This window comes from Paenibacillus woosongensis, assembly GCF_009725165.1.
Classification (GTDB): domain Bacteria; phylum Bacillota; class Bacilli; order Paenibacillales; family Paenibacillaceae; genus Fontibacillus; species Fontibacillus woosongensis.
Map to the genome: position 1 here is coordinate 62,826 of NZ_WNZW01000006.1, position 23,508 is coordinate 86,333.

Below are 23,508 nucleotides of genomic sequence, written 5' to 3' on the forward strand. Positions count from 1 at the left end.
TTTTCTGTGGAATAACCATAACTTCATCTGTGGTAAGAGCAAGTTTTATCGTTTGTGCAATCTTCTTCTGCCATCCCCATACCGTTGAAGTCCGCCAAATTAAGAGCTTTAGACCATCGAACTCTCCGCTGCTCCCCGGCATACAATTCAGTATCACAATGAAAAGGGGAGTTTTTGTTGGAGATACCTGTGACTGGCTTTGTTGTCCATCGGGAAGATGGTTCCGAATCTGAGCACTCGCATAAGCTATATATTACGTCTTGGAATGGAAAACCTGTCCATGTTCATCCTTTTGCAGGGGAGACATCCTATGATGTTGGACACAGTCATCATTACGCTGGCAGAACGGAACCGGCTCCAAGCGGGGTGCAGCATGTTCATACCTATTATGCGGTGACCTCCTTCAACGCAGGCCACACTCATAAAATTAGAGGGACAACAGGGCCGGCGATCCCATTGCCTGGGGGCGGGCATTACCATTATTTCGAAGGGTACACGACAGTAGACGGAAGCACGCCGCATCGGCATCACTACCGCGGGAATACGGGCAACGAGGAGGCCTGAATGGGCTGAGATAGTCTGGTTGGGAGGAAGAATTCGACTGCAGCAACCAAAAAGCACCCCAGCGAAACTCTATTGGAATTCCCTTGTAAGGGGAGCGGCCAATGTTGGTTCGTAGGGTGCTATATTATTTTATAACTTTGTTTTACAGATCGTCGAATCCGTTGTCGTCGCCGACCTTGCCATAGTTGCGGGATTTGGCTTCGAAGAAGTCCGTCTTCGTCGCGTTCAGCGCTTCGTCCGAGAACGGCTTGATCCATGGCATGCAGTTGACATCCACGCCTTCGTACGCCTTCTCGAGTCCCATTAGGCCCAGGCGCTTGTTGGCAATGTATTTGATGTAATCGGACAATTCGTTCAAGTCGATGCCGCGGACTTCCTTGAGCGTATAGTGCGCCCAGTTCGTCTCCAGCTCCACTGCCCGGTCGATCGTACGGTATACGTAGTCGATGTTTTCCTTCGTATTTAGCTCCGGATAGTCGAGCAGCAGCTGCTTGAACACTTCAGCGAAGAAGTAGCAGTGCTGATTCTCGTCACGCTGGATGTAGGAAATCATCTGGCTCGTCCCCATCATCTTCTGATCGCGCGCCAGATTGTAGAAGAAGGCGAACGTACTGTAGAAGAAAATCCCTTCGAGAATGAGATCCGCTACGAGCGCTTCAAAGAATGTCTGCGGCGATTGCTCATTGCGGAAGTTCTGGTAAATTTCCGAGATGAACTTGTTCCGGTCCAGCAGCACGGGATCATGCTTCCAATATTCAAAAATCTCTTTCTGCTCCTGCTCCGATACGATCGAGGACAGCACGTAGGAGTACGATTGGTTATGCACGACCTCTTGCTGAGCAATAATGGCGGAAATCGCCTCAAGCGAAGAATCCGTGAAATAACGTTTTACGTCCCCAACGAACATCGTCTGCATCGAATCCAGAACCGCCAGCAGCGAAATATTGATCTTGAACGTGCGCTGCTCCTCAGGATCCAGTAGCGGAAATTGCTGCGCATCCTTGCTCATTGGAATCTCGTCCGCAATCCAGTGGTTGAGCAGCAGCACTTTGTACAGCTTGTACATATGCGGCATGCGGATGTCGTTCCAGTTCAGGATACCGGAGCACTCTCCGTTAATGATGCGAGTTGATTTGTTCGGTGCCTCCGTGTTAAAAATCGTTTGCAGTTGCAATGATCTCATCTCCTCAAAGATTTGATGTTATTTTAAAAATGCACATTAGTAGCGATAAGTTTGAGCCTCTAAGTTCCTCGCAGCTATCGCCCAAAGATCTACGAAGCTCTACCTTCATGCCCTGCACTAGCCCAAGCGAATCCCCGCAGGGGACAGCGCCCCCCAGCATGGAGCCTCACAACGAACCGTCCAAGCAGCAGTCCGCTCCAAATCCCTTCGTAGCAATCGCCAAAAGATCATCGAAGCACTCCCCACATGCCCCGTACTAGCCCAAGCGAATCCCCGCAGGGGACAGCGCCACATAGCACATAGCCCCACAATGAACCGCCGAAAGCAGCAGTCCACTCCAATGCAGGAGCGCTATCGTAGAGCGGGCCCGTTAGGGCGGCAAGCGGCCCAGTTGCACGAACTACCTCGGGTGCGCTCGACAGCAGCAGTTCTCCGCAGCGTGTTTCCAGGCAGCCCGGGTGCGCCAAAAGTAAGACGTACCCGAAGGGGGAAAAGCGTTCCACCCACCAGCCCAAAGCGCATTCCCGAAGGGAACAGCGAGCAGGAGCGCCTCTACAACTCCAACGTTACTCCCCTTTGCGGGAGTCCCGAGGGCAGCAGGCCCTGGGGGCCCTCCCTTACGACAAGGGAGGGTTTGGGTGGGTTGGGATCCCTTAACTGGCGCAGCTCTCACACTCTTCAATCGTCAGCGCGCGGCTGCGAACATAGTAAGTCGATTTCAGGCCGGCCTTCCAGGCATGCAGATGCAGATCCAGGAACTCCGTCGCCTTGATGTCCGGGCGCACGTACAGGTTGAAGCTTTGCGCTTGGTCGACGTGACGCTGGCGTGCTCCGGCCATATCGATCGACCAGTGCTGGTCAATCAGGAAAGCCGTTTTGTAGTACCAGATCGTCTTCTCGGACAGATCCGGCGCCGGGTTGGCGATTTTGTACGTCGTCTTCTCCTCGTAGGAGAGCAGTTCGTACAGCGGATCGATGCTCGCAGTAGAACCAGCGATGATCGAAGTTGAGCCGTTCGGCGCAATTGCGAACATCCAGGCGTTGCGCACGCCGTTCTGGCTGACTTCCTCCGCCAGCTCGCGCCATTGCTCGGTTGTTACGAACTTGCCTTCACGAGTGCCGTCGGTGTAATTCCGGTACGTGAAGTAGTTGCCGTTCTCCCAATCGGAGCCGGCGAACTTCGGATAGCGGCCTTTCTCTTTAGCTAGCTCCATACTGGATTTGACCAGCAGATAGTTGATTTTTTCATAGAGATCGTCGTTATATTTAACGGCTTCCTCGGATTCCCAGCGGATGCCTTCCAGAGCAAGCAAATGATGCAGCCCGAAGGTGCCGAGCCCGATCGCCCGGTATTGGCTGTTTGTGTATTGAGCTTGCAGTACTTCAATGTTGTTGATGTCGATGACGTTATCGAGCATCCGCGTCTGAATCGGAACGAGTCGATCTAATACGCCAGCCGGTACGGCACGGGCAAGGTGGATCGAGTTCAGGTTGCAGACGACGAAATCGCCAGGGATTTTGGAAACGACGATACGGGTTTGTCCGTCCTTCGTTACCAGCTCCTCTTGTTCTACAACGGTTGGCGACTGGTTCTGCATAATTTCCGTGCACAGGTTCGAAGAGTAGATCATGCCGTGCGCCCGGTTCGGGTTGGCGCGGTTGACGGTGTCTCTATAGAACATGTACGGGGTGCCCGTCTCCAGCTGCGATTTCATGATCCGTTTCATAATATCGATCGCTGGCATCGTAATTCTCGACAGTGTCGGATGATTGACCGCTTCCTCGTATTTCTCACGGAACTCGCCGCTGCCGACCTCCTTGTCGTAGAAATCCTCCAGGCCTAGCGGACGGCCGTTCTCGTCTTTCCAGCCCATCGTTTTCTTCACTTCGTGCGGGCAGAACAGGTTCCATTCGCCGCGAGCCTCGACGGCTTCCATGAAAAGGTCAGGGAGGCAGACGCCGTGGAACACGTCATGCGCGCGCATCCGCTCATCGCCGTTATTCAGCTTCAGGTCAAGGAAAGCAAGGATGTCCTTGTGGAACACGTCCAGGTATACCGCGATGGCTCCTTTGCGTGTGCCGAGCTGGTCGACGCTGACGGCGGTGTTGTTCAGCTGGCGAATCCACGGGATTACGCCGGAGCTGGTGTTCTTGTGGCCGCGAATGTCCGAGCCGCGGGCGCGAACCTTGCCGAGATAGACGCCGATGCCGCCGCCCATTTTGCTGAGGCGGGCCACGTCCGTATTAGAATCGAAAATGCCTTCCAGCGAGTCGTCCACCGTATCGATGAAGCAACTGGACAGCTGTCCGGCGACTTTTTTACCGGCATTGGACATCGTCGGCGTAGCGGCGGTCATATAGATGTTGCTCATCGCCCAGTAAGCTTCTTTTACATAGTCCAGACGCTTGTCCGCTGGCTCTTGGTGCATCAGGTACATCGCGATGACCATGTAGCGTTCCTGAGGCAGTTCCATCGTGCGTCCGTCAAAATCCGTCGCCAGGTAGCGCTCAGCGAGCGTCAGCAGGCCGATATAATCGAACAACAGGTCGCGGGTCGGGTCGATCAGCTCGCCCAGCTCATCGATTTGCTCTTTCGTATAGCAATCGAGCAATTCTTGGCGGTAGATGCCCGCTTTGACCAGCTCGGTAATGAGATGGTAGAACGAACCGTAGGGCTCTTCCGGATACGCTTTGTAACGGCGGTTGACCGCTGCTTTTTTGTATAAGGTTGTGAGCAGGGCGCGGGCTGCGGCAAACTTCCAGTCCGGCTCGTCCTTGGTAACGAGCTCTAGGGCGGACATCGTAAAGGCGCTGCTGATTTCCTCGCCGGTAACAACGTCATGTCTCAGCTTAGCGGTAACGCCACGCAGCAGGCGCTCCTTGCTCAGTGTATGTAATCCCTCCAGAATACGGTCGGCGTAAATGCCGAGACGGTCATTGTCGAACGCAAGCTGGCGGTTGTTGGGTTTCGTTACGAGTGAAGGCATATGAAAATTCCTCGCTTTCTTGAAATGGGTTATTCTATCTTCCAATTCATTGTCGAATCTTGGATGCTCAAATCTTTAATTCTTAAATTGCAAGTATTCGTCAAAAAAAGAGGCGCTGCATATGCGGTCTCCAAAGATCTGCAGCTATACTCATGCGATCCCTAGAAGAGCTTTGAACAACCACATTATGACTTGGCGCCGGTGACGTCAATAAAGTGAACACAAATCATAATTATACTAGAAAGGCAGTCAGCTAGAAAGAGAAAGTTGGACGCCATTCGACAATGCCGCGCTGGGACAGGCTTGCCGGAATGTCAATCAGCCTCTGATTGGAGCTGCCGCGATAGAGCAGGGAGGGATCCCGCAGCTCATCAACGTAGCGTCCGTCTACTAACACTTGGCAGCGGCTTAAAAGTCCGTATTCTGGGGACTTTGCGTCTTTGGTTAATTCCTCAAACGTATAACCGCTGTAAATCCAGGCGGATATAGCGCCTGCCGCCTCGCGCAGACGATCGAGGAATGCGCTGACCTCTGCTGCCGAGAAAAAGGGGTCTCCGCCAAGAATCGACACTCCGCTAAGCAGCGGGTTGCCGACGATGTCCCGAATGATTTCCTGTTCCCGTTCGGGAGTAAACGGTTCGCCGTAAAGGAAATTCCAGGTGGCCGGACTGAAGCAGCCTTTGCAATAGTGGCGACAGCCGCTAATAAAGAGCGCTGCCCGCAGTCCTTCGCCTTCATTAATAGATTCCGGGTAATAGCCGCAAATATTCATGTCGAATGCTTGAGGCGATCACGAACCTCGGCCTGTTTGGCAGCGTTGAAGCGGGTCTGGAAATCCCCGGTTAAATATCCGGTTACGCGGCGCAGCCGGCGGATATGGACGTCCTGCTCGCTAGCGTTGCAGGATGGGCAGGATGCGCCAATGATTCCTTCGTAGCCGCAGCCCGAGCAGCGGTCGATCGGATGGTTGATGCTGAAATAGCTCACCTGCTGCGACAGCGCGTACTGAATGATGCGCAGGAATGCAGCCGGATTGCTGCGGGCGCTGCCGTTCAGCTCAATGTAGGAGATGGCTCCCGCATTGCACAGTCCGTGGAACGGTGCTTCCAGCTCGATTTTTTTAGCTGCGCTAATGTTGTAGTATACCGGTATGTGAAAAGAGTTCGTATAATACTCCCGGTCAACGACGCCAGGAATTTCCCCGTAGTCAGCCCGGTCCCGCTTGGTGAATTTCCCCGACAGCCCTTCCGCCGGAGTGGCGAACAGGGTAATGTTCAGGTTGTGTCTTTCGCTCTGACGGTCGCAATAATCGCGCATGAAGGCGATCAAAGTATAGGCCTTCTTATATACATCGGCATCTTCGCCGTGATGTTTACCATACATGGCTTTCATGCATTCTGCGAGCCCGATGAAGCCGATCGACAGGCTGCCGTGCTTGAGCAGCTCTCCCACCGTATCCTCGGGGTTCAGTTGCTCGCCGCCCTCCCAGACACCTTCGCGCATCATGAAGTCGGAAGCCTTGGCTTTCTGGGACGATTGAATCCGGAAGCGGTGCAGCAGTCCGTCCAGCGCGATATCCATATAATGCTCCAGTTCCCGGTAGAAGCCTTGTTCATCTGCGGTCTGCCGCAGTCCTAACGCTATGCCGTGCTCCAGGCCCAGCTTGACCAGGTTCAGGGTGTTGAAGGACAAGTTTCCTTTGCCGGAAAGGTGGTTGCGGCCGAAGCGGTCGCTCAGCACCCGCGTGCGGCAGCCCATCGTGGCAAATTCGGTATCCGGGTTCGCCGGATCATAGTACATCAGATTGAGCGGGGCATCCAGGTTGGCGAAATTCGGATACAGCCGTTTGGCCGAGCATTCCGCTGCTTTCAGGAACAGTTCGTAATTGGGTTCGCCCGGCTGCTGGTTCACGCCCTGCTTGCATTTAAAAATCTGAATCGGAAAAATCGGCGTCTCGCCGCTGCCAAGTCCGCGCATCGTTGCGGCCAGCAGTGAACTGATTACGAGCTGCCCTTCTATCGACGTGCATGTGCCGTAGTTGATGCTCGTAAAAGGAATTTGTCCGCCCGCCCGGCTCGACATCGTATTGAGATTGTGGATGAGGCTCTCGGCGGCCTGCAGTGTTTCGCTTTCGGTCTCTTTAACCGCATATTTGAAGGCCCTTGGATACTGCGCCTGCAGATCAGAGCGGGCCATGGTGATCAAACCGTAGTCCGCTGCGCTGTCTCCTTCTTCGAAGTAGTCCAATCCTTTGCGGAAATATTTGACGAAGGATTTGGTTACATAAGGCGCCAGGTCGTGGTCCAGCTTATTGGCGGATACTCCGCCGTATTGAGCATTTTGCTGGGACTGGAAAATGATCGCTACAAGCGCCATCGCCGTCATGATCGAATTCGGAGGCCTTACGCTGCCGTTGCCGGTGTTGAACCCTTCGCGCAGCAGCTTGTCGAACGGAATGAAGATGCAGTTCGTCGTTCCGATCGCGTATTGATCCAGATCGTGCACATAGACGATATTGTCTTGAATGGCCTGAACGAGCGGCTTTGGCATGACAAAATGGTTCGCATACCATTTCGCGTACTCGCTGCCGAATTTGCTCATTTTGCCAGAGAAGCTTTCGCCGTTCAAGTTGGCGTTCTCCCGCAGCACCTCAAGATTGCTGCTTGCAACGATCTCTTCTCCTAATGTAATCACTTCATCCAGCATGTCTTGGCGGCTTGTATAAACCGGGTGCATTATCGCCATAACAAAGTTTCCCTCCCGATAAACTACACATTACAATCATATAAAAAGGCATTTCCGATCATGCAAGGTTGGAAATGCCCGAATGCGCGTTTGAAGAAATGCCTGGATCATCCTATGAAATGCAGGATGAATGCGTATGTAAGCTGCAAGCGGACACCTACCTGTTCCTCGCAGGTTCATCTGGTATCTGGTGTCAAATACAGAAACGGGCAGGTCTCCTGGCTTCCGGACTTCTTCACTGACGCCTTCCCGCTGATGGTAATATCTGCAGTGGCATTTCTATCAGTGAAGCGCTGCAAGGAGCCTTGGTAAGCTCTTGCATGCACCCGGTCACAGTGGCGGGACCGCAGCGGAATTGCACCGCACTTCCCTTTTAAGCCCCAGCCGAGAAATAGAGGGCTGGATCACCCGATTCCACTATATTTGGTTGTCTGCAACTTACATTACCCCAATATGTAGTGTTTGTAAACAGTCATCTTCATTAGCTGAAGGATGAAAAATCATGAAAAAACAGGTGAAAGCAACCCTGATGCGGCGAGTGGGAGATGCAGAAAAATTGTGAACATTTATCGCGGTAGTTCATGGTCGTATTTTTTGCGCAGCTGGTTCAGCTGCTCTAATTTGCGCAGATGCTGCTCCTGATTTCTCATCCCGGCGGCAACGATCAGGTTCTCTATCAGGAAGGTCGGGGCGATCATCGAATGGAATTCCCAAATCTCGCCCCGGCTGGCATACAGGGTTACGTCGCTTTGGCCCGAGAAGTCGGAGACAAGGCGATCGGTAATCAGTATCGTGCGGTAGCCGCATTGCTTGGCATGATCCGTGATCACCTTGGCTTCCGGCAGCAGCCTGACGAAACCGAAGAGAACAACGACGTCTTCGCCTGTAATATGAAGCAGATCCTCGAACAGCTCGCTGCCTCCGCGATCAAGGCGATGGATGGACAGGCCGAAGCGGCTGAGGCGGTAATGCATCAGCTGGGCGAGGCCGGACGAGGGACCCGGAGCGTACAAATATACTCTGCGCGCCGTGACAAGCGCATCCACAGCGGCGTCAAATGCTTCCTGTGAATAATGCTGCAGCGTGCTCTCCAGATGTTCGATGCTGGAGGCAAGAAATTGTCCGGGAAAGGATGCCGCGTTGGCTCTATCCATGATGTTCTTCATCTTGGCGGCAGGGGTAACCTCCAGATGCTCGCGGAGCTGGTTTTTGAAATCTTTGATATTTTTAAATCCGACAGAACGCCAAAACCTCGATACGGAGGCGATGCTGAGTCCCAAGTTATCCGCGATTTCCTGTTCGGTCAGAAAGAGGACAGTTTGCATGTTCTTCTGGATATAGTCGGCAATTTTATATTGACCCGGGGATAAGTTTTCTAAATTCCAGTCCAAGTTCATGAGAATGGCCTCTCTTCCTTCGAATGAATTGATAGCTTTAGATTAACATATCCGCAGGGGGGCGGTAATGAGAATCTAGCCTGGAATGATATATTTTTTTACATGAAATAAAGTAATGAAATAATTTTTACATATGATTTACAAGATATAGAAGCAGCATTAATAAATCCCTTCTATAGTGGAGCTATCTGAAACCAGGAGGGGAAGTAAGTGGCTCAATTAAGGCAAAGGTATGTATTAACCCAGTCCCAGAAAATGATGGTATTTATTCTAGCCATGTCGCTGTACGGTCTATCGAATATGATCACCGAGCTGATTCCGTCGGTTCGGCTGGGGCCGATCGAGCTGTCCGTCGAGTATTTCGCTTTTATTCCGCTGACGCTGTGCATTTTGTTTCATCCGTTCTACGCAGCCGTCGGGGCAGCACTGGGCGAAGTCATCTTCGGGGAGATTATGCTGGGGCAATTCGGCGGGCTTGGCGAGCTGGAGAAGTTCATCGGCTTCTCCCTGGCGATGTTCATCGCCGGGACGCTGGTGAACGATCCTCAGAACCGCAGGCAGGTTGGCGTCGCAGCCATGATGGGAGTCATCATCCACCAATTTATCAGCTGCGCGGTCGATATTGGCAAGGTATGGATCGGTGTGGAGGAGTTCGAGGCGGTGCCGGGCTTGGCGGAGAGCGTGGTAGTGGTTGAAGGAGTGGCTTTTTTGAACGATGTGCTGTTCTCAGGAATTCTGTTTGCGCTGCTGCCGACACTGTATCTTGTGCCACGCTTGTATGGGAAAATCGAACCGCTCCTTGGCATGAAGCCTAGAAATAATAAGATGAAATATTCATTCGCTGAAATTATGGCTCCCAGATTGATCGTTGTATCCGTAATACTGGCTGTTCTGGCGGCTGCTGCGGAGTTCCTGGCGGAATCGGATATGGCACTCGTTGAATGGGATGCCGACTTCCTGGAGAGCATTGGCGGCTGGTTCATCTGGGTCAGCATCGGCGCTGCCGCCGCGGTGGCATGCCTTACGATCTGGCTGCTGGTTCGCAGAGGAAAACGTTCGGGTACGGCAGGCACCGGGATCTAATCAGAGTGGAGGTTGAAGCATGTATCAAGACAGGACTCTATTGCGGGAGGCGGAGAGAGCGGAGCCCGATTGGATCGTATCGATCGACAACGTGACTTTTACATACCCGGGCGCGGAGGCTCCGGTGCTAAACGGAGTGTCCTTGCAGATTAAGCGCGGTGATTTCGTCGCCGTTATCGGTGGAAATGGGAGCGGGAAATCAACGCTGTGCAAAACACTGAATGGACTAATACCCCATTATTATGTCGGGGATTTTGAAGGAAGCGTTCAAGTGAACGGGCTGCAGACCTTGGAGCATGATGTTGCCCGTTTGTCGCGCCATGTCGGGTACGTCTACCAGGACTTCGAGAATCAGCTTATCCGTCCAACAGTGCTGGACGACGCCAGCTTTGCTCCGCTGAATTACGGGTTCGAGGATTACCTGGAACGCGGGCTGCGGGCATTGCGCTTGGTGGATCTGACGGTAGACCCGAAGGAATTCATCTGGCAGCTTAGCGGGGGGCAGAAGCATCAGCTGGCGCTTGCCGGGGCAATCTCGCTGGATCCGGATATCCTGATTATTGATGAGCCCGTCGCCCAGCTTGATCCTTGCCATGCCAGAGAGATCTATGATTTGTTGAGCCGCCTGAATGAGCAGTATGGCAAGACGATTATCGTTATCGAGCATCATACGGAGTTTATTGCGGAGTATTGCCGGCAGGTCGTGCTGATGGATCAAGGCCGGGCCGTATGGTCGAAGCCGGTAGAGGAGGCGCTTCTAGAGCTGGAGCAGCTGCGGTCCAGCCACATTTATCCGCCTCAGGTCACCCAGGCCGCCGCCCAGATCGCTAAAACCCGAGAACAGGATTCTACCGGGATAGATGGTAGTAGGCCTAACCTTGGCCAGCTCGGCCTTGGCTTGCCGCATCTCGCACCGTACCCGATTACGCTTGACGAGGCGGCGGCTTACTTTCAGCGGCAGCAGCAGCTGGAGCTGCAGGGGGAATGCGGTGGACTGGTCGGGCTCCCTTTTGAAGGTGCTGATGTTGATGTTGATGTTACTGAAGCTAACACTGAAGCTAACACTGGCGTTAATATGGGCGTTAACACGGACGCAGACCCAATCATTGAAGCCAAGCATGTCCGCTTCTCCTACCGGACGGTGAGCCGGGAGCGGAAGATGGTGCTTCGGGATGTCAGTGTAACGTTCAGAACAGGGGATCTGGTGGCCCTCGTTGGCAACAATGGGGCAGGGAAATCCTCTTTCATGCGGCTGATCACCGGGGTAACGAAGCCTGAAAGCGGCCGGATCGATGTCAAAGGAATGAATACGGCTGCAACGACGCCCGAGCAGCTTGCCAATACAGTGACCTACATTTATCAAAATCCGGAGGAGATGTTCATTGAGGATTCGATCCGCAAGGATGTTGAATTCTTTCTCAAGGCTCGCCGGGTGGAGGGATATAAGGAGAAGGTAGACGCCATACTCGAGAGCTTCGGGCTGACCGAGCTGCAGCACCGGGACGGCCGTCTGCTCAGCGGCGGTCAGCAGCGGCGCGCTTCGCTGGCAATCGGAGTCGCGATGAATCCGTCGGTGATTTTGCTGGACGAGCCGACCGCGAACCTGGATATCGCAACCCGCAAAGACATCACACGCCTGCTGCTGCAATTGAACCGTCATGTGGAGACCGTCATTGTGGCAACGCATGATATGCAGCTGGTAGCGGAATGGGCCAACCGGATTATCGTGATGCATCAGGGCGATATTATCCGGGACGGAACGCGGGAATCGGTGTTCGGCGATGCCGATTTGCTAGAGCAGGCTGGTCTTCGGGCGCCGCAGATTTTAGAGCTTAGCCGCAGGCTGGGGATGGCGCCGCTCAGCTATACGGTGGACGAATTCACGCAGCGCTGGAACGAATCGAGAAAGGGGGCGGCGAGGCATGGAGTATGTTCGTAAGCTAATGGACCGCGTATCGGTGGAAGGGGTCAAAATCGAGCTGCTCAACACGGCCTACGGCAACGGCAATACGTTTTTGGCCAGACTGGATCCGCGGACGCTGTTCCTCTGGTATTTGTATTTCGGCATCGCTCCCTGGTTCATTCATAACGAGGTGCTGCTGCTCGGCATGTTCCTGCTCCTGGCGGTTACGACGATGATGTCACGGGTGAGTCCGCTGATCATAATCATCCTTTGTCTCGGCTTACTGAGCCAGGCGGGGTATCTGTTCATTGTGTCCTGGCTGTTCGGCGGGGGTGGAGAGACGATTCTGCCCCTGCTGAAGCTGACGATGAAGCTATCGGTCATTTCGATGGCCAGCATTACCGTGTTTTGCTCCCTGGACCCCGAGAAGCTGAGCGACGGGCTGCTCCGCATCGGCGTCCCCAAGCAGGTGTCGTTTGGCATCGCCTACGGCTATCGGACACTTCCTAGCCTCGTGGAGGAGTACCACCATATTTTTCTGTCGTTCCGGCTGCGGGGCGTGGCACCGGGGAGGCATGGGCTGCTGTACTGGAGGAGCATCGTTTATTTTTTGAAAATAGCGGTGCTGTCTTTTTACCCATTAATTCTGAGCATTGCCAAACGCACGCGCACTACGGTGGAAGCGCTGGAGGCCAAGGGCTTCTCGTACGCCTACAATTCCCCGGAGGCCAAAAGAATCAAGCTGTCATACATGAAATTTACCGCCCGTGACGCCGTGTTCCTGCTTGGCTCGGGATTGTACGTCGTACTGCTTCATGTTCTTGCAGCTCAAATCTCCATATAAATGAATTATGCGGATAGTTTATTATCAAATACGAAGGAGAATCTGATGAGAATAGATTTGCATACCCATGTCAAGCTTGCCAAAAAAACAGTCTTCAGCCACGCTTATTTCAAGGAAATGATGGCAGAGGCGGGAAAGAACGGGCTGGATGCCGTCGCCATGACAGAGCATTTCAACACCTGGCGGTATGAGGAGATTTATGAAGTGCTGGACCGGCATTATCCCTATGAGCAAGGCTACTACCTGGCCGAGGGGATGAAGGTGTTTCCCGGCATCGAAGTGGATATTCAGGAGACCGGGCATATTCTGATTATTGGCGACCGGGAGCGGATACTGGCTTTGAGGCAGCGCCTGGAACCTTATACCGAGAAAGGGCGGTTCATCAACTTCCAGTCGCTGCTGGATTGGAGTGAGGGACAGGGCTTTTTACGCATCGGCGCGCATCCTTTCCGGCTCAGCACGCCGCTGCATCATTTGCCGGTTGAACTGCTGCGGCGTCTGGACGCTTTTGATCTGAACGGCAAGGATATTTATGCCCAAGGATTGGAGGCTTATCGCGCTCAACTCGATGAATTTGCACAGCGTCTAGGGCGTCCTGTTGTCGGGGGCAGTGATACGCATCAATATATGCAATACGGCAGTATTGTTAATAGCTTTGACGAGGAAGCAGGGACGGCAGAGGAACTGCGCGGCCTGATCCGGCAGGGGGCGTATCAGATTGAAGTTTCGCCATGCCTGCATGCGAAGGTGAAGTCAGCGAATGTGATCAAGGCGCTGTTGAAGAAGGAGCTGGCTGTTTCCGAAGAGAGCAGTGGCGATTTGCGGGAGCTCGGGGAAATGGCGTAAGTAAGCGAGCGCAGATCACTATAGGCAAGGTGCAGGGCCTCTTCCGGGTGCGGGAGAGGCCTGTACTTCATTTCTCCATGCTGATCATGTTAAGGTACTGGGTATGGGGGCGTGCCGGCTTATTTGAAAAGAAGGGGTGGAAATTGTTACAATAAGAGGCAGTGGAATGCGGATTAAGAAGCATGGACATTACTCTAAGAAGGAGGGAGAAGCATGGCGATTGCAGAGGTAACGGTAATTCCTATCGGGACGGGGTCGACCAGCTTAAGCCCGTACGTAGCTGAGCTGCAGCGGGTATTAGAGAAACAGGAAGGCATCCAATATACGCTGACCTCAATGAGCACAATTATTGAAGGGCCATTGGACAGCGTGTTCGCTGCGATTCGCGCGATTCATGAGTCGCCGTTCCAATCGGGTGCTCAGCGGGTGTCCACCTCGATCAAGATCGATGACCGGCGCGACAAAGAGAGCTCCTCTGAGCAGAAGCTGCGTTCGGTGCAGGCGAAGCTGCAATAAATTCCTGATATTGAGGGCTTGCAAAATTTTCAGATCGAGTTATAATATTTTTTGTTTCCACTTCATTAGTGAATGTGCTGGTGTAGCTCAGTTGGTAGAGCAACGCATTCGTAATGCGTAGGTCGGGGGTTCGAGTCCCTTCACCAGCATCTTGCTAAAGTCAAGCACAGCGCGGCTTCCGAGGATTTCGGGGCCGCGCTGTTTTTGTGGAAAATCATGTTTGTCTACCATTGTTCTACCCTTTAGTCGACTAAGGGGCTGTTTTCGGTAGTATTTTGGTTCCCAAGAATAGATGAACCGTAGTTTTTTAATACTGTCTCTTGGAGGTTTGGAAGTACGTGTGAATAAGTATCAATCGTTACCGTTATTGACGAATGGCTCAATCTTTCTTGAACAATTTTTGGGTGGATACCCCCTTTTAAGAGTAATGTTGCATGAGTATGCCTTAGATCCTGGAAACGTATTTTTGGAAAATCTGGGTGTTCCTTAACTATTTTGTTAAGGATACGGGTTATATGACGTCTCGTAGTTAATGTTCGTTTCTTCATCGATATAATAGCGTATTAACAATTCCGAGTAAGGAACGGTGATCGTAAAACGTCCGCACATAGGCCATGCCTACTTTAGAGACATTGTAAATCCTATTGTTTAAAAGTACAAAAAAAACCCGCTAACCTGCACTGGTCGGTGGGCTTTTTTGTTATTTACACTAGAGGACTGATGTTGGAAAAAAGTGTACTTTATAAAGAATAGAGACTAAATAGAAGTCAGTGAATTATCAGTTAAACCTAATTTTAATAATGATCTAGAAATACTGGAGTCATATACCAATCTTTAGATCCATAGTTACTGTCAAATATACTCCTTACATCCCTAGTTATTCCTTGTTCAATAAGTAATTTTCTGAATCTTTGACTTATAAGTAGTGGGCGGTAGACGTAGCTTCCATTACTAACCAATTCATTTAATAAATACAGATCATTTGTACAAGTTTTAATATCTGACGTTTCATAAAGATAAGGATAATTCACTTTTCCTTTAATACCACAGACATCACATTTTTCTTCAGGTTCTGACACAAAATGGTAGTTTTTAGATTTTTGACTTAGCGGTGGCATATTATTATTAATAATAAGTTGATAGGCAGGTACATAATTTTCTGCTTTTCCATGATGAATAACCTCTTTCAACTGATATCCTGTAATTTTCCACTCTGACATAAGTCTCGCCATTTCTTCAGAAATAACCCAAAACATACTGTCAACGTTGATCATATATTTTTTTCTTAACTTTGAGGTATCAATTACCAGATTTGATTCTAAGGATTTTAATTTAAGCCCACAGGCATTACAAAAGGTCTCCTTTATCATAGGGGTTTTGGTATCCAATAAATTAGCACTAGCTGAATTTCCAGTTGAGTTTACAGCAAAAAACGGTGCTTTATTATAATCATCGTTATCGCAGTTGAAGAAAATCGCTTCCCCGATCCCAGTAATCGGAAAAAAATTGATCAATTTATTGTATATAATTCTAATCTTATCGGTCATATCTTCAGTAGGTTTGAAGGTAATCGGAACTAAATACCTTATATCAGTTGTACGACTCCCTTTTTCAGGTGAGATAACCGTAATGCCAAATTCATTGAAAAAACTTTCAATTTGTTTAGAGTACGAATAATCAATAAAGAAACTTATTCTATTGATTACTTCCATTTCTTATCCTCCTAATTTTATTGAGAAAAAGGGGCGAGCATATGCTGCCCCCTATATAGATTATCACTTATATTGTTTGTTTTGTGCAAATTTATAAAGGAATTCCCAAACTTCATCATTTGTACTGTCCCAAAGTTCTTTATAAGCTTCAATATGTGCATCAAGAATCTCATTTTTAGTGAGCGTATTAAGGTCTGTAGCATATGGAATTTTTGATCTCATCTTATTTGTTATAGCTTGATGGTAAGTTGAATTGGCGGGTATTGGAATTGCCAACATATCACCTGACGTAGTTCCTAGTCTCGAAGCAAATCTTTGTTCAAAAATATGATGCCTTTGCCATCCGGTTGGGATTGTAATTTTCTGCAACTCCTTATACGGTTTAATCCCTATTTTGGTGGCATCAGTCAGAACCGAACTAGCCTTGATCATACGTTTCACACCACTAAGTGCGGGAATGCCTGGGAATGCCATGGAAAGCCCATCTGCTACCACCCAGAACCCATTCCAAAATGTAGGTTCAATCGCAAACTCCGCTAGTGACATAGTGAAGCAACCAATATCAAAAATGGTCTCAATAGCAAATAATCTTATAATTCCATTACTACCGACAACTAGTGGAGGTGCTGTTTCATTAGGGTTTAGTGCTCTTAACTCATAATTAGTAAGAACGTAATTATTGTTCAACTGATTTAAAACTGACTCATCCCACTCAGCACCTGGTAGAAGTAGTAATGATGTACTGTATGTCTCGTTTGTTGTAATATCAGCAACAGATAAATTCAAAACTCGTTTCTCATTTACTGAAACAACCTGTTTACTCGGTTCAGCGAAAGCAATCATATTAATGGAAGTAAACACTAAGGCAAAGGCTAAAAAAACGATAAATAATCTGGATTTTTTTAGGATGTTCATAACTTCTAACATTCTTCTGACCTTTATTCGAGTAAAGTATTGTTTTTGGGATTAGTTTGTTCTCCAAGAAAAAAGAAGAGATTGTCCTTCATCTGACAATCCTAAGACTGAATGGCTCCATATACGATTGTCTACTGAGGAGAATTCAATTCTTGCTAACTATTGCTGTGTACGAATTCCAATCCGCTTTACATTAGAAGCATAGGGGCATCACCTATACCGCTTATTTTACCAGATTAACTTAATCATTAATCATTAATCAAGAAATCTTTTAATTGTTCACTTCGTCTTGGCTTTTTGATCTTTTATATTTTAAAGTCGAATAAGATATTTCTTAGTTGGAATGACCCTATCATGTACGCCTACAATCTGCCCTGACACACTTTATCTATTTTAATGACACCTCTGTTACAACCGAATCTCCATTTTGATTTTATGTATCGGTCAATTCTTTCGCTGGATTGTTGTTAAATAAGCGAATAGAGCGGTTATGATAGCAGTAAGAATGGTAGTGATTATTGTTGATATGTTGTTCTGAACCCATTGAGATATATTTTGAAAAAATGATTCGTTATTTACAGTAAGTTTATTTACTGTTCCACTTGCCGAAAATATGCCCCCTATTTTTGAATTTTTATCTACAGATAAATTAGAGTTAAGTTGATTTTTTGGATAATTCTTGGCTCCGACTGAGACTGCAGCATTAGGTATTTCATACTTTTGAGGTTCACCAGTCTTAAATACAGTTAGAACTGCATTCTCTTCTCCAACGATATCAATCTCTTTTGAATAACCATTGTAACTCAATGTTTGGTTCTTCTCAGTTTGTATTTTGAACGAAAAAGGATGTTCTGTTAAAAATTCCAGCATGATAGATGGTTTCCCTTTTTGTGAATCATCATTAACAGATATTAATTGTATTTGCTGATTGATGGGTGTCTCCACATTTTTAAGGTATACCTGAACATGATATTTAAACAAGAGCGTTACATCCGATTCGGTTGATAAACTCCAAACAGTTTTGCTCCTTATGGGTACAGTCTCACTTTTATCCGACCAATCAATGGACTTACCTTGACCAACGTTTACTTGAAACCCACTGAGATATTCAGAATTATCATAATTATTATGTATCCCTAATGTGTCAAGTTCATTTAAACCATTAGACTCGATCAATACATTATTGTCTAATAAAAGATTTGGAATTGTTATATTAATATCATCAAAACTATCTCTACTAGTTGTGTAATCATAAACAATTCGTAGTTCATATGGAGCTATGGTTTGGATCTCACCATTTACCTTTACAGAAAGGGGGGTAGTATTTGTCATTTCTCCCTGAGTAATATACAAGCTATCTGTAGTTGCCTTTAAGTGAAGTCCAAACATAGTATCTTTCAAAACAATATTGTTAGTATTAGTTTTATACGTAAACCAAGCATCTCTAGGAGTAAATATAAACAATAAGAAGATTACCCCAAACGTAATGAATACTAATAATATAGATGGGAAAATTCCTCCAATAAGTTTCGAATTACGTTTCTTCGTCCTTCTAAGGTAATCATCTATAATATCAAAACTCATGTACACAACCTCACACATCAATTTGTAAAAATCAGATTCATGTTAACATAATTTTTTACAAATTGATATTACGATTACATTAACTAGGGAGAATGAAGTGTTAAATAGTCCAGGGGTCTTTCCTGACACTCCAACAGCAGGTATCTGCTGCTTTCTTCTTTTAAATTTAATTTAACTATCTTGCCCCTTTTATTAATTACATAATACAATTCCTGTTTTATTTAATTATTCATCCATGCGCCATAGTATGCCTAATTTGACACAGCTGGAAAGAATGACAGGAAGAACAGTCTCCATGAATGGATGAACCGTAGTTATTGTCTTTTTTGTATCAACATCTACTCTTCGTAAAGCAAGTATTTCACTTAGCCTCAATCTAGAGATGTGACAAGTTCGAAAGCAATATAGTATTTAATTAAACGTCAGTTCAAGAGAGATGGAGGTTATATTAAACATTAATCAGGGGTGACTCTTACCAAATCCAGTGAAAACCTATAGGTTTAGTCTCTAGATCCAAGCGCGACTAATAATAACTAAGAGAATAAACAAAACGAGGATAACTCCTGTACTGGTCCAAATTCCAGCACCAGCACCGCAAGTCCCAGCTCCTGCAGCATATCCCATATTAGTTCCTCCCTCCTTTTCAATCTGACTTTAGGATATGCTCGCATCTTAAGAATAGATTGGACTTTTTACTGCAAATAAAAATACGGTTTAGTTGCTCGCAAAGCTTAGCTTTAACCAATTTTTTTCGATAATAGGTAGCAGTTTACCAATGGCTCATATTTCTCAATTTGGTATCCCTGTTTATAATAAAACTGCTGAGCTTTATAATTAACTGCATCAACATATAAGTGGCTTTTGGAACATTTGTTTTTTAAGGCTAGAGACAAGGACCTGTTCATTAATTTTGAGCCAATCCCTCTTTTTCTTGCATTTTTGTTTACGGCAAGCATGTCGACTATATGGGTATTGTCTAGGATAACAGAGTGGATAAAGCCTTGTGGCGGGGCATTGGGAGTCCGGGCATACACATATGTGTACCCTCTCTCTAAACGTTTATTAATTTCACGCTTATTGTATTTAACATCTGGAAACGTCTTCTGGGAAAAAGGAATCAGTTCTGTTCGAATAAGGGCATGGATATGTTTTTGGTCATTTTTTCTACTCCGTCTAATCATGATGATACATCCTCCCCTTTGGCTTGTTACATTATATTAATAAGTTTATATGCCAAATGATTGGACCACAGCTTGGTGATATCTAATTTGATATTCTGATCAAGCTAAGCAACATTATATACTTTGGTCAGATCGCCAGTACACCAACTCAATTCTATTATTAAAAGGGTGGGGCAACAACAGAAGGGTTGACTACTGGACTGAATATTAATGTTCTACCGACTTAGGATCCCATATAAAACTTAGTAGAACCTAAACTCTATAATAACCGTTATTTTATGTCTTCTAATACCTTAGATACCCCTTTAAATACATACGGTAACGCATTCGTATACGTAGGTCGGGGGTTCGAGTCCCTTCACCAGAATCTTGCTAAAGTCAAGTATAGCGCGGCTTCCGAGGTTTTCGGAGGCTGCGCTTTTTTGCGTGGAAAGGGAACCTGGCTCTTACTCTGCTTATACGATATAGTTAGATTGATAGACATTTTGACCGTTTGAAACTAAGTAAATATAAGCATATTTTGGTATAATGGAGCTTGTACATGGAACTGGCTTAAAAGGACGGTCGGCTAGTCTCCCGGAAGGGAGGTGATGCCTGTGGAGATTAAAGATGCTTTGACGATGACGATCAGCTTTGGAGGGCTTATTATTGCTCTGTTGACGCTGGTTGTGGCTATCGTTGTAGCAATTAATCAAAACACAAAGAAATAGACCGCCCTAGGGATTAGGATTGCGGTCTATTTCGATTGCATTAAATCCTACAGCCGACCGCTCTTTAAAGCGGTAAGTGTACGGGGAGCCGTGTTGCTGCACGGCTCCTTAACTATTTTTATCATAGCATAAGCATAATTATACCTCAACCTGGGAGTTCCATTTTATGTGGCTGGAAGCGAAGTGAGGAGGCACGGCATTCCAAACGTCATGGAACGCTCATCCAGCAAGCCATCGGTTAATGTGTAGACCGGAGTTGAATTCCTTCGCTAGCATCCTTCTAAACGTATTAATCCTCCTCCTCTATAGCTAGAATCTCCCTTGCTGCTTCTATGAAAGATAAGATGATGGGTGAAAGCCATTTATCTTTATGCCATGACATCTGAGTATACACGTGCAGGTCAGGAATTTGCCATGGAAGGGCGACAAGCTCGCCTCGCTCCACTTCGGCTTTTGCTACGATTTCTGGAAGAAAGGCAATACCGATTCCTGAAATAGCACATTGTTTAATAGCTTCGGCACTTTGAAACTCTAAATAAGTGATGCTATCAATGCCCTCTTTCTCAAATGACCGGTCAAACATCGTTCGATAGGGGCAACCCTTTTCATTCGTCAGGAACACTTGTCCGTGAAAATCCTCCAGCTGCAGCACAGTTCGTTTCGCGAGCGGGTGGTCTGGAGCAGCGAAAAGGCGGAAGGTTTCTTCCACCAGCGGCTCCACGGCAAGTCCGCTCGAACGGATGGGCTCGTCCAACATAAAGACTATATCCGCAGTTCCCTCAAAGAGTGTCTGTTTGAGCTCTTGATTGGGTACGGAGCGGAAGATGAGACGAACTCCCGGATGCTGCGAACGAAACCGTTGAAAGACAGCTGGAAGCCGGTAGGCGCAAATAACTTCATTGGCACTTACCGTAAGGGTTCCGGTTAAATTTTCATTGTCATGAACGACACCGCGGGCTTCGTCCAATTTGTCTAAGACCCCTTGGATATGTGTTAAAAAGCGTTTCCCCGCCGTTGTGAGAACGAGCTGTTTGCCCAAGCGGTCAAAGAGACGAACCCCAAGCTCATCCTCCAATGCTTTGATTTGCATCGTGACGTTGGAGGGGACGTAATTTAGCACTTCCGCAGCCCGGCTGAAATTTAAAGTGGATGCCACCGTGCGGAACGTAATCAGTTGGCGCAGTTCCATCATACGATCCCCCTATACTTTCAATATTATTGAATAGTGCTATCAATTTCATTCAATTTTATTGAGAGTATCACAGAACTATACTAACAACAAGAATAAAACATATGGTTTCTTTTTGAAGGGAGAGACACTACGATGAATTATGAGATTTTTGATTTGGGTGACGTAACGCTGCAATCCGGGGTGACGTTGCCGGGCGCTTTTCTTGCTTATAAGACCTATGGAAGATTGAATGAACAGAAAGATAATGTCATCGTCTATCCAACTGCTTTTGGCGATACGCATGTTCAAAATGAATGGCTGATTGGAAACGGCATGGCACTGGATCCGCAAAAATATTTCATTATTGTTCCTAATCTGCTGGGCAACGGTTTATCTTCGTCTCCTACGAATACGCCGCCCCCGTTCGACAGGGCTAATTTTCCGCAGGTAACGATCTATGACAACGTTCAATTCCAGTATCGGCTGGTGACCGAAAAATTTGGCATTCGCAAGATCGCGCTTGTTGTTGGATGGTCGATGGGAGGCATTCAAGCATTCCAATGGGGGGCAAGTTATCCCGACATGGTGGAACGCATTGCACCTTTCGCTGGAGTTGCCAAGACCTGGCCCCACACGTATGTGGTCCTGGACGGAATGAAAGCTGCGCTCATGGCTGCAGTCCGCTTCGATTCGAGTAAGATAAACCAGTTGACTTCTGCAGATATGCGCGCCGTTGGCAATGTCTATGCGGGATGGGGCGTATCTCAGGCGTTTTACAGGGAGGAACTTTATCGTGAGCTGGGATTTGACTCATTGTCAGATTTTATGGCTGGCGTCTGGGAAAATAGCTTTATGCAGATGGATCCGCACAATGTACTAGCCATGTTATGGACAGGGCAAAATGCGGATATCAGTGCAAACCCCGCCTATAACGGAGATTTCGATAAGGCGCTCAGAAGCATTAAAGCGCTGGCCTGTGTCATGCCAGGAAGCACGGATCTTTTCTGTACGGCGGACGATAACGAATACGAGGTTAAGCGTATGCCTAGTGCTGTTATTCATCCGATCGAGTCGATTTGGGGCCATTTTGCGGGCCGCGGAATCAACAGTGCCGATAATCAATTTATTGATGACAACCTGAAACGCCTGCTCACGCTTAGTGCAAACGGATAGATCATTCATTACTAGCATTGGAAGATTCTATGGTCAGTCTAAAACCACACAAAAAGTAAGGGGTTAACAGTGGGTTGAGCTATTTATCATGGTAAGATAAGCAATAGGATGAAGGAGAGGAGTAAGCAAGATGAAGAAAATTGTATTGTTATTATCGATATTTATATGTGTACTGGCATTTCCTAATCAAATATTTGCTAATTCGCAGGAAATTACAGTTATTATTCATGGGGAGATGCAACAATATGATCAACCGCCAATCTTACAGAATGGGAGAACATTAGTACCGCTAAGAGGGATTTTTGAAACATTGGGTGCAACCGTACATTGGAACCAGACAGAAGAAACAGTAACAGCATTTAAAGGCGATAGAACGATCCAACTTACCATTGGTTCAAAACAAGCTAAAATCAATGAACAATTACATAATTTAGACGTAGCAGCCAAAACAGTCAATAATCGCACAATGGTTCCATTACGTTTCATTGGGGAAGCGCTAGGCGAGGACGTTCTCTGGGAACAAGCCACAAGAACAGTTTATATAGGAAATAGGGTAGAACCAACCACAGAATCTGCGAATAAATGGATCGAGAAGGTAAGGGATATTTATGAAGATTTAGGTACACAGATTTCCGCAGATGATTATTCTTTTACTGCTGCAGGTAATGGTATTAGTCAAGCTTTTATAAATCAGGGGAACGGTAACCATAAATTATTTATTCACGATACTGGGGATTCGAATAATTTCACAGTGGCTGCACAGGTGGCAATCAAATTAGGCGGCAGTGGTGATGCTAGTAAAATTGCTGCTGCTATTGATACGGCATTTAAGGGCGAATCTGGAGGACCAGTTAAACTTGGTAACGTAACCGTATCTCCTGCTGGACGAGGGGTTATTTTAAGTTGGTAGATATAAGCTGTTGAAAGAGGAATTCAAATTAGCTGGTGAAATATAAGCGACCACCTCGGTTATAGCCTAGGTGGTCTTTTTTTA

22 protein-coding genes, 1 tRNA gene and 1 riboswitch are annotated in these 23,508 nt (G+C 47.6%); of the genes, 10 read left to right on the forward strand and 13 right to left on the reverse strand.

Annotated elements, in window-relative coordinates; genetic code table 11:
* The first annotated feature begins 177 nt into the window (after nt 1–177).
* A complete protein-coding gene (locus GNP95_RS15595) occupies nt 178–564 on the forward strand; it encodes a YmaF family protein (protein ID WP_155611798.1) in 387 nt (128 codons plus the stop codon).
* Nucleotides 565–706: 142 nt separating this feature from the next.
* On the opposite strand, the gene GNP95_RS15600 is transcribed toward GNP95_RS15595, so the two are convergent.
* From GNP95_RS15600 to GNP95_RS15625, 6 genes are all read right to left on the reverse strand, one after another.
* Nucleotides 707–1,738, reverse strand: coding sequence for a ribonucleotide-diphosphate reductase subunit beta (locus GNP95_RS15600; protein WP_155611799.1), 1,032 nt, complete (start codon nt 1,736–1,738; stop codon nt 707–709).
* A gap of 236 nt (nt 1,739–1,974) precedes the next feature.
* Nucleotides 1,975–2,250 (reverse strand): hypothetical protein, encoded by a 276-nt coding sequence (locus GNP95_RS15605; protein ID WP_196427203.1) that lies wholly within the window; start codon nt 2,248–2,250, stop codon nt 1,975–1,977.
* Between the two features lie 150 nt (nt 2,251–2,400).
* On the reverse strand, nt 2,401–4,734 hold the full coding sequence (locus GNP95_RS15610; RefSeq protein ID WP_155611801.1) for a ribonucleoside-diphosphate reductase subunit alpha: 2,334 nt from the start codon (nt 4,732–4,734) through the stop codon (nt 2,401–2,403).
* Nucleotides 4,735–4,987: 253 nt separating this feature from the next.
* Nucleotides 4,988–5,506, reverse strand: a complete 519-nt coding sequence (gene nrdG / locus GNP95_RS15615) for an anaerobic ribonucleoside-triphosphate reductase activating protein (protein WP_155611802.1) — start codon at nt 5,504–5,506, stop codon at nt 4,988–4,990.
* On the reverse strand, nt 5,503–7,479 hold the full coding sequence (locus tag GNP95_RS15620) for an anaerobic ribonucleoside triphosphate reductase (protein ID WP_155611803.1): 1,977 nt from the start codon (nt 7,477–7,479) through the stop codon (nt 5,503–5,505). The genes nrdG and GNP95_RS15620 overlap by 4 nt, the downstream gene beginning before the upstream one ends.
* 191 nt (nt 7,480–7,670) lie before the next feature.
* A riboswitch (cobalamin riboswitch) is annotated at nt 7,671–7,906 on the reverse strand.
* Between the two features lie 139 nt (nt 7,907–8,045).
* A complete protein-coding gene (locus GNP95_RS15625; protein ID WP_155611804.1) occupies nt 8,046–8,876 on the reverse strand; it encodes a MurR/RpiR family transcriptional regulator in 831 nt (276 codons plus the stop codon).
* Nucleotides 8,877–9,086: 210 nt separating this feature from the next.
* Here GNP95_RS15625 and GNP95_RS15630 point away from each other — a divergent pair, with 210 nt between their 5' ends.
* From GNP95_RS15630 to GNP95_RS15655, 6 genes are all read left to right on the forward strand, one after another.
* Complete coding sequence (locus GNP95_RS15630; RefSeq protein WP_330163466.1) at nt 9,087–9,959, forward strand: cell division protein FtsQ; 873 nt, start codon at nt 9,087–9,089, stop codon at nt 9,957–9,959.
* 19 nt (nt 9,960–9,978) lie between these two features.
* Nucleotides 9,979–11,898: an ABC transporter ATP-binding protein gene (locus GNP95_RS15635; protein ID WP_155611805.1), complete on the forward strand. Its 1,920-nt coding sequence runs from the start codon at nt 9,979–9,981 to the stop codon at nt 11,896–11,898.
* Nucleotides 11,882–12,706, forward strand: coding sequence for an energy-coupling factor transporter transmembrane component T family protein (locus tag GNP95_RS15640; RefSeq protein ID WP_155611806.1), 825 nt, complete (start codon nt 11,882–11,884; stop codon nt 12,704–12,706). Before GNP95_RS15635 ends, GNP95_RS15640 begins: the two co-directional genes overlap by 17 nt.
* A 45-nt stretch (nt 12,707–12,751) precedes the next feature.
* Nucleotides 12,752–13,552, forward strand: a complete 801-nt coding sequence (locus GNP95_RS15645) for a PHP domain-containing protein (protein WP_155611807.1) — start codon at nt 12,752–12,754, stop codon at nt 13,550–13,552.
* Nucleotides 13,553–13,765: 213 nt separating this feature from the next.
* The gene (locus tag GNP95_RS15650; RefSeq protein ID WP_155611808.1) at nt 13,766–14,068 is read left to right on the forward strand and encodes an MTH1187 family thiamine-binding protein; all 303 of its coding nucleotides are present in this window, start codon (nt 13,766–13,768) and stop codon (nt 14,066–14,068) included.
* Between the two features lie 76 nt (nt 14,069–14,144).
* A tRNA-Thr gene (locus tag GNP95_RS15655) sits at nt 14,145–14,217 on the forward strand.
* Nucleotides 14,218–14,310: 93 nt separating this feature from the next.
* Here the strand turns inward: GNP95_RS15655 and GNP95_RS15660 are convergent.
* The 6 genes from GNP95_RS15660 to GNP95_RS15680 all read right to left on the reverse strand — a co-directional run bounded on the left by GNP95_RS15660 (nt 14,311) and on the right by GNP95_RS15680 (nt 19,460).
* Entirely contained in the window at nt 14,311–14,616 is a 306-nt protein-coding gene (locus GNP95_RS15660) for a tyrosine-type recombinase/integrase (RefSeq protein WP_155611809.1), read from the reverse strand.
* 246 nt (nt 14,617–14,862) lie between these two features.
* Nucleotides 14,863–15,780, reverse strand: coding sequence for a hypothetical protein (locus GNP95_RS15665; RefSeq protein WP_155611810.1), 918 nt, complete (start codon nt 15,778–15,780; stop codon nt 14,863–14,865).
* A gap of 63 nt (nt 15,781–15,843) precedes the next feature.
* Nucleotides 15,844–16,695 carry a hypothetical protein gene (locus GNP95_RS15670; RefSeq protein ID WP_155611811.1) on the reverse strand — a complete coding sequence of 284 codons (852 nt, stop codon included), beginning with the start codon at nt 16,693–16,695 and terminating at the stop codon, nt 15,844–15,846.
* A 444-nt stretch (nt 16,696–17,139) separates the two neighbouring features.
* Nucleotides 17,140–18,279 (reverse strand): hypothetical protein, encoded by a 1,140-nt coding sequence (locus GNP95_RS15675; protein WP_155611812.1) that lies wholly within the window; start codon nt 18,277–18,279, stop codon nt 17,140–17,142.
* Between the two features lie 507 nt (nt 18,280–18,786).
* Nucleotides 18,787–18,903, reverse strand: a complete 117-nt coding sequence (locus GNP95_RS26240) for a YjcZ family sporulation protein (protein ID WP_230873856.1) — start codon at nt 18,901–18,903, stop codon at nt 18,787–18,789.
* Nucleotides 18,904–19,016: 113 nt separating this feature from the next.
* Complete coding sequence (locus GNP95_RS15680) at nt 19,017–19,460, reverse strand: GNAT family N-acetyltransferase (RefSeq protein ID WP_155611813.1); 444 nt, start codon at nt 19,458–19,460, stop codon at nt 19,017–19,019.
* Nucleotides 19,461–20,050: 590 nt separating this feature from the next.
* Between GNP95_RS15680 and GNP95_RS26245 the strand changes: the two genes are divergently transcribed.
* Nucleotides 20,051–20,170 carry a putative holin-like toxin gene (locus tag GNP95_RS26245; protein ID WP_230873857.1) on the forward strand — a complete coding sequence of 40 codons (120 nt, stop codon included), beginning with the start codon at nt 20,051–20,053 and terminating at the stop codon, nt 20,168–20,170.
* 289 nt (nt 20,171–20,459) lie between these two features.
* Here GNP95_RS26245 and GNP95_RS15685 read toward each other — a convergent pair whose 3' ends face one another.
* On the reverse strand, nt 20,460–21,359 hold the full coding sequence (locus GNP95_RS15685; RefSeq protein ID WP_155611814.1) for a LysR family transcriptional regulator: 900 nt from the start codon (nt 21,357–21,359) through the stop codon (nt 20,460–20,462).
* 135 nt (nt 21,360–21,494) lie between these two features.
* Between GNP95_RS15685 and GNP95_RS15690 the strand changes: the two genes are divergently transcribed.
* Entirely contained in the window at nt 21,495–22,514 is a 1,020-nt protein-coding gene (locus GNP95_RS15690; RefSeq protein WP_155611815.1) for an alpha/beta fold hydrolase, read from the forward strand.
* A gap of 130 nt (nt 22,515–22,644) precedes the next feature.
* Complete coding sequence (locus tag GNP95_RS15695) at nt 22,645–23,424, forward strand: copper amine oxidase N-terminal domain-containing protein (RefSeq protein ID WP_196427204.1); 780 nt, start codon at nt 22,645–22,647, stop codon at nt 23,422–23,424.
* Nucleotides 23,425–23,508 lie beyond the last annotated feature (84 nt).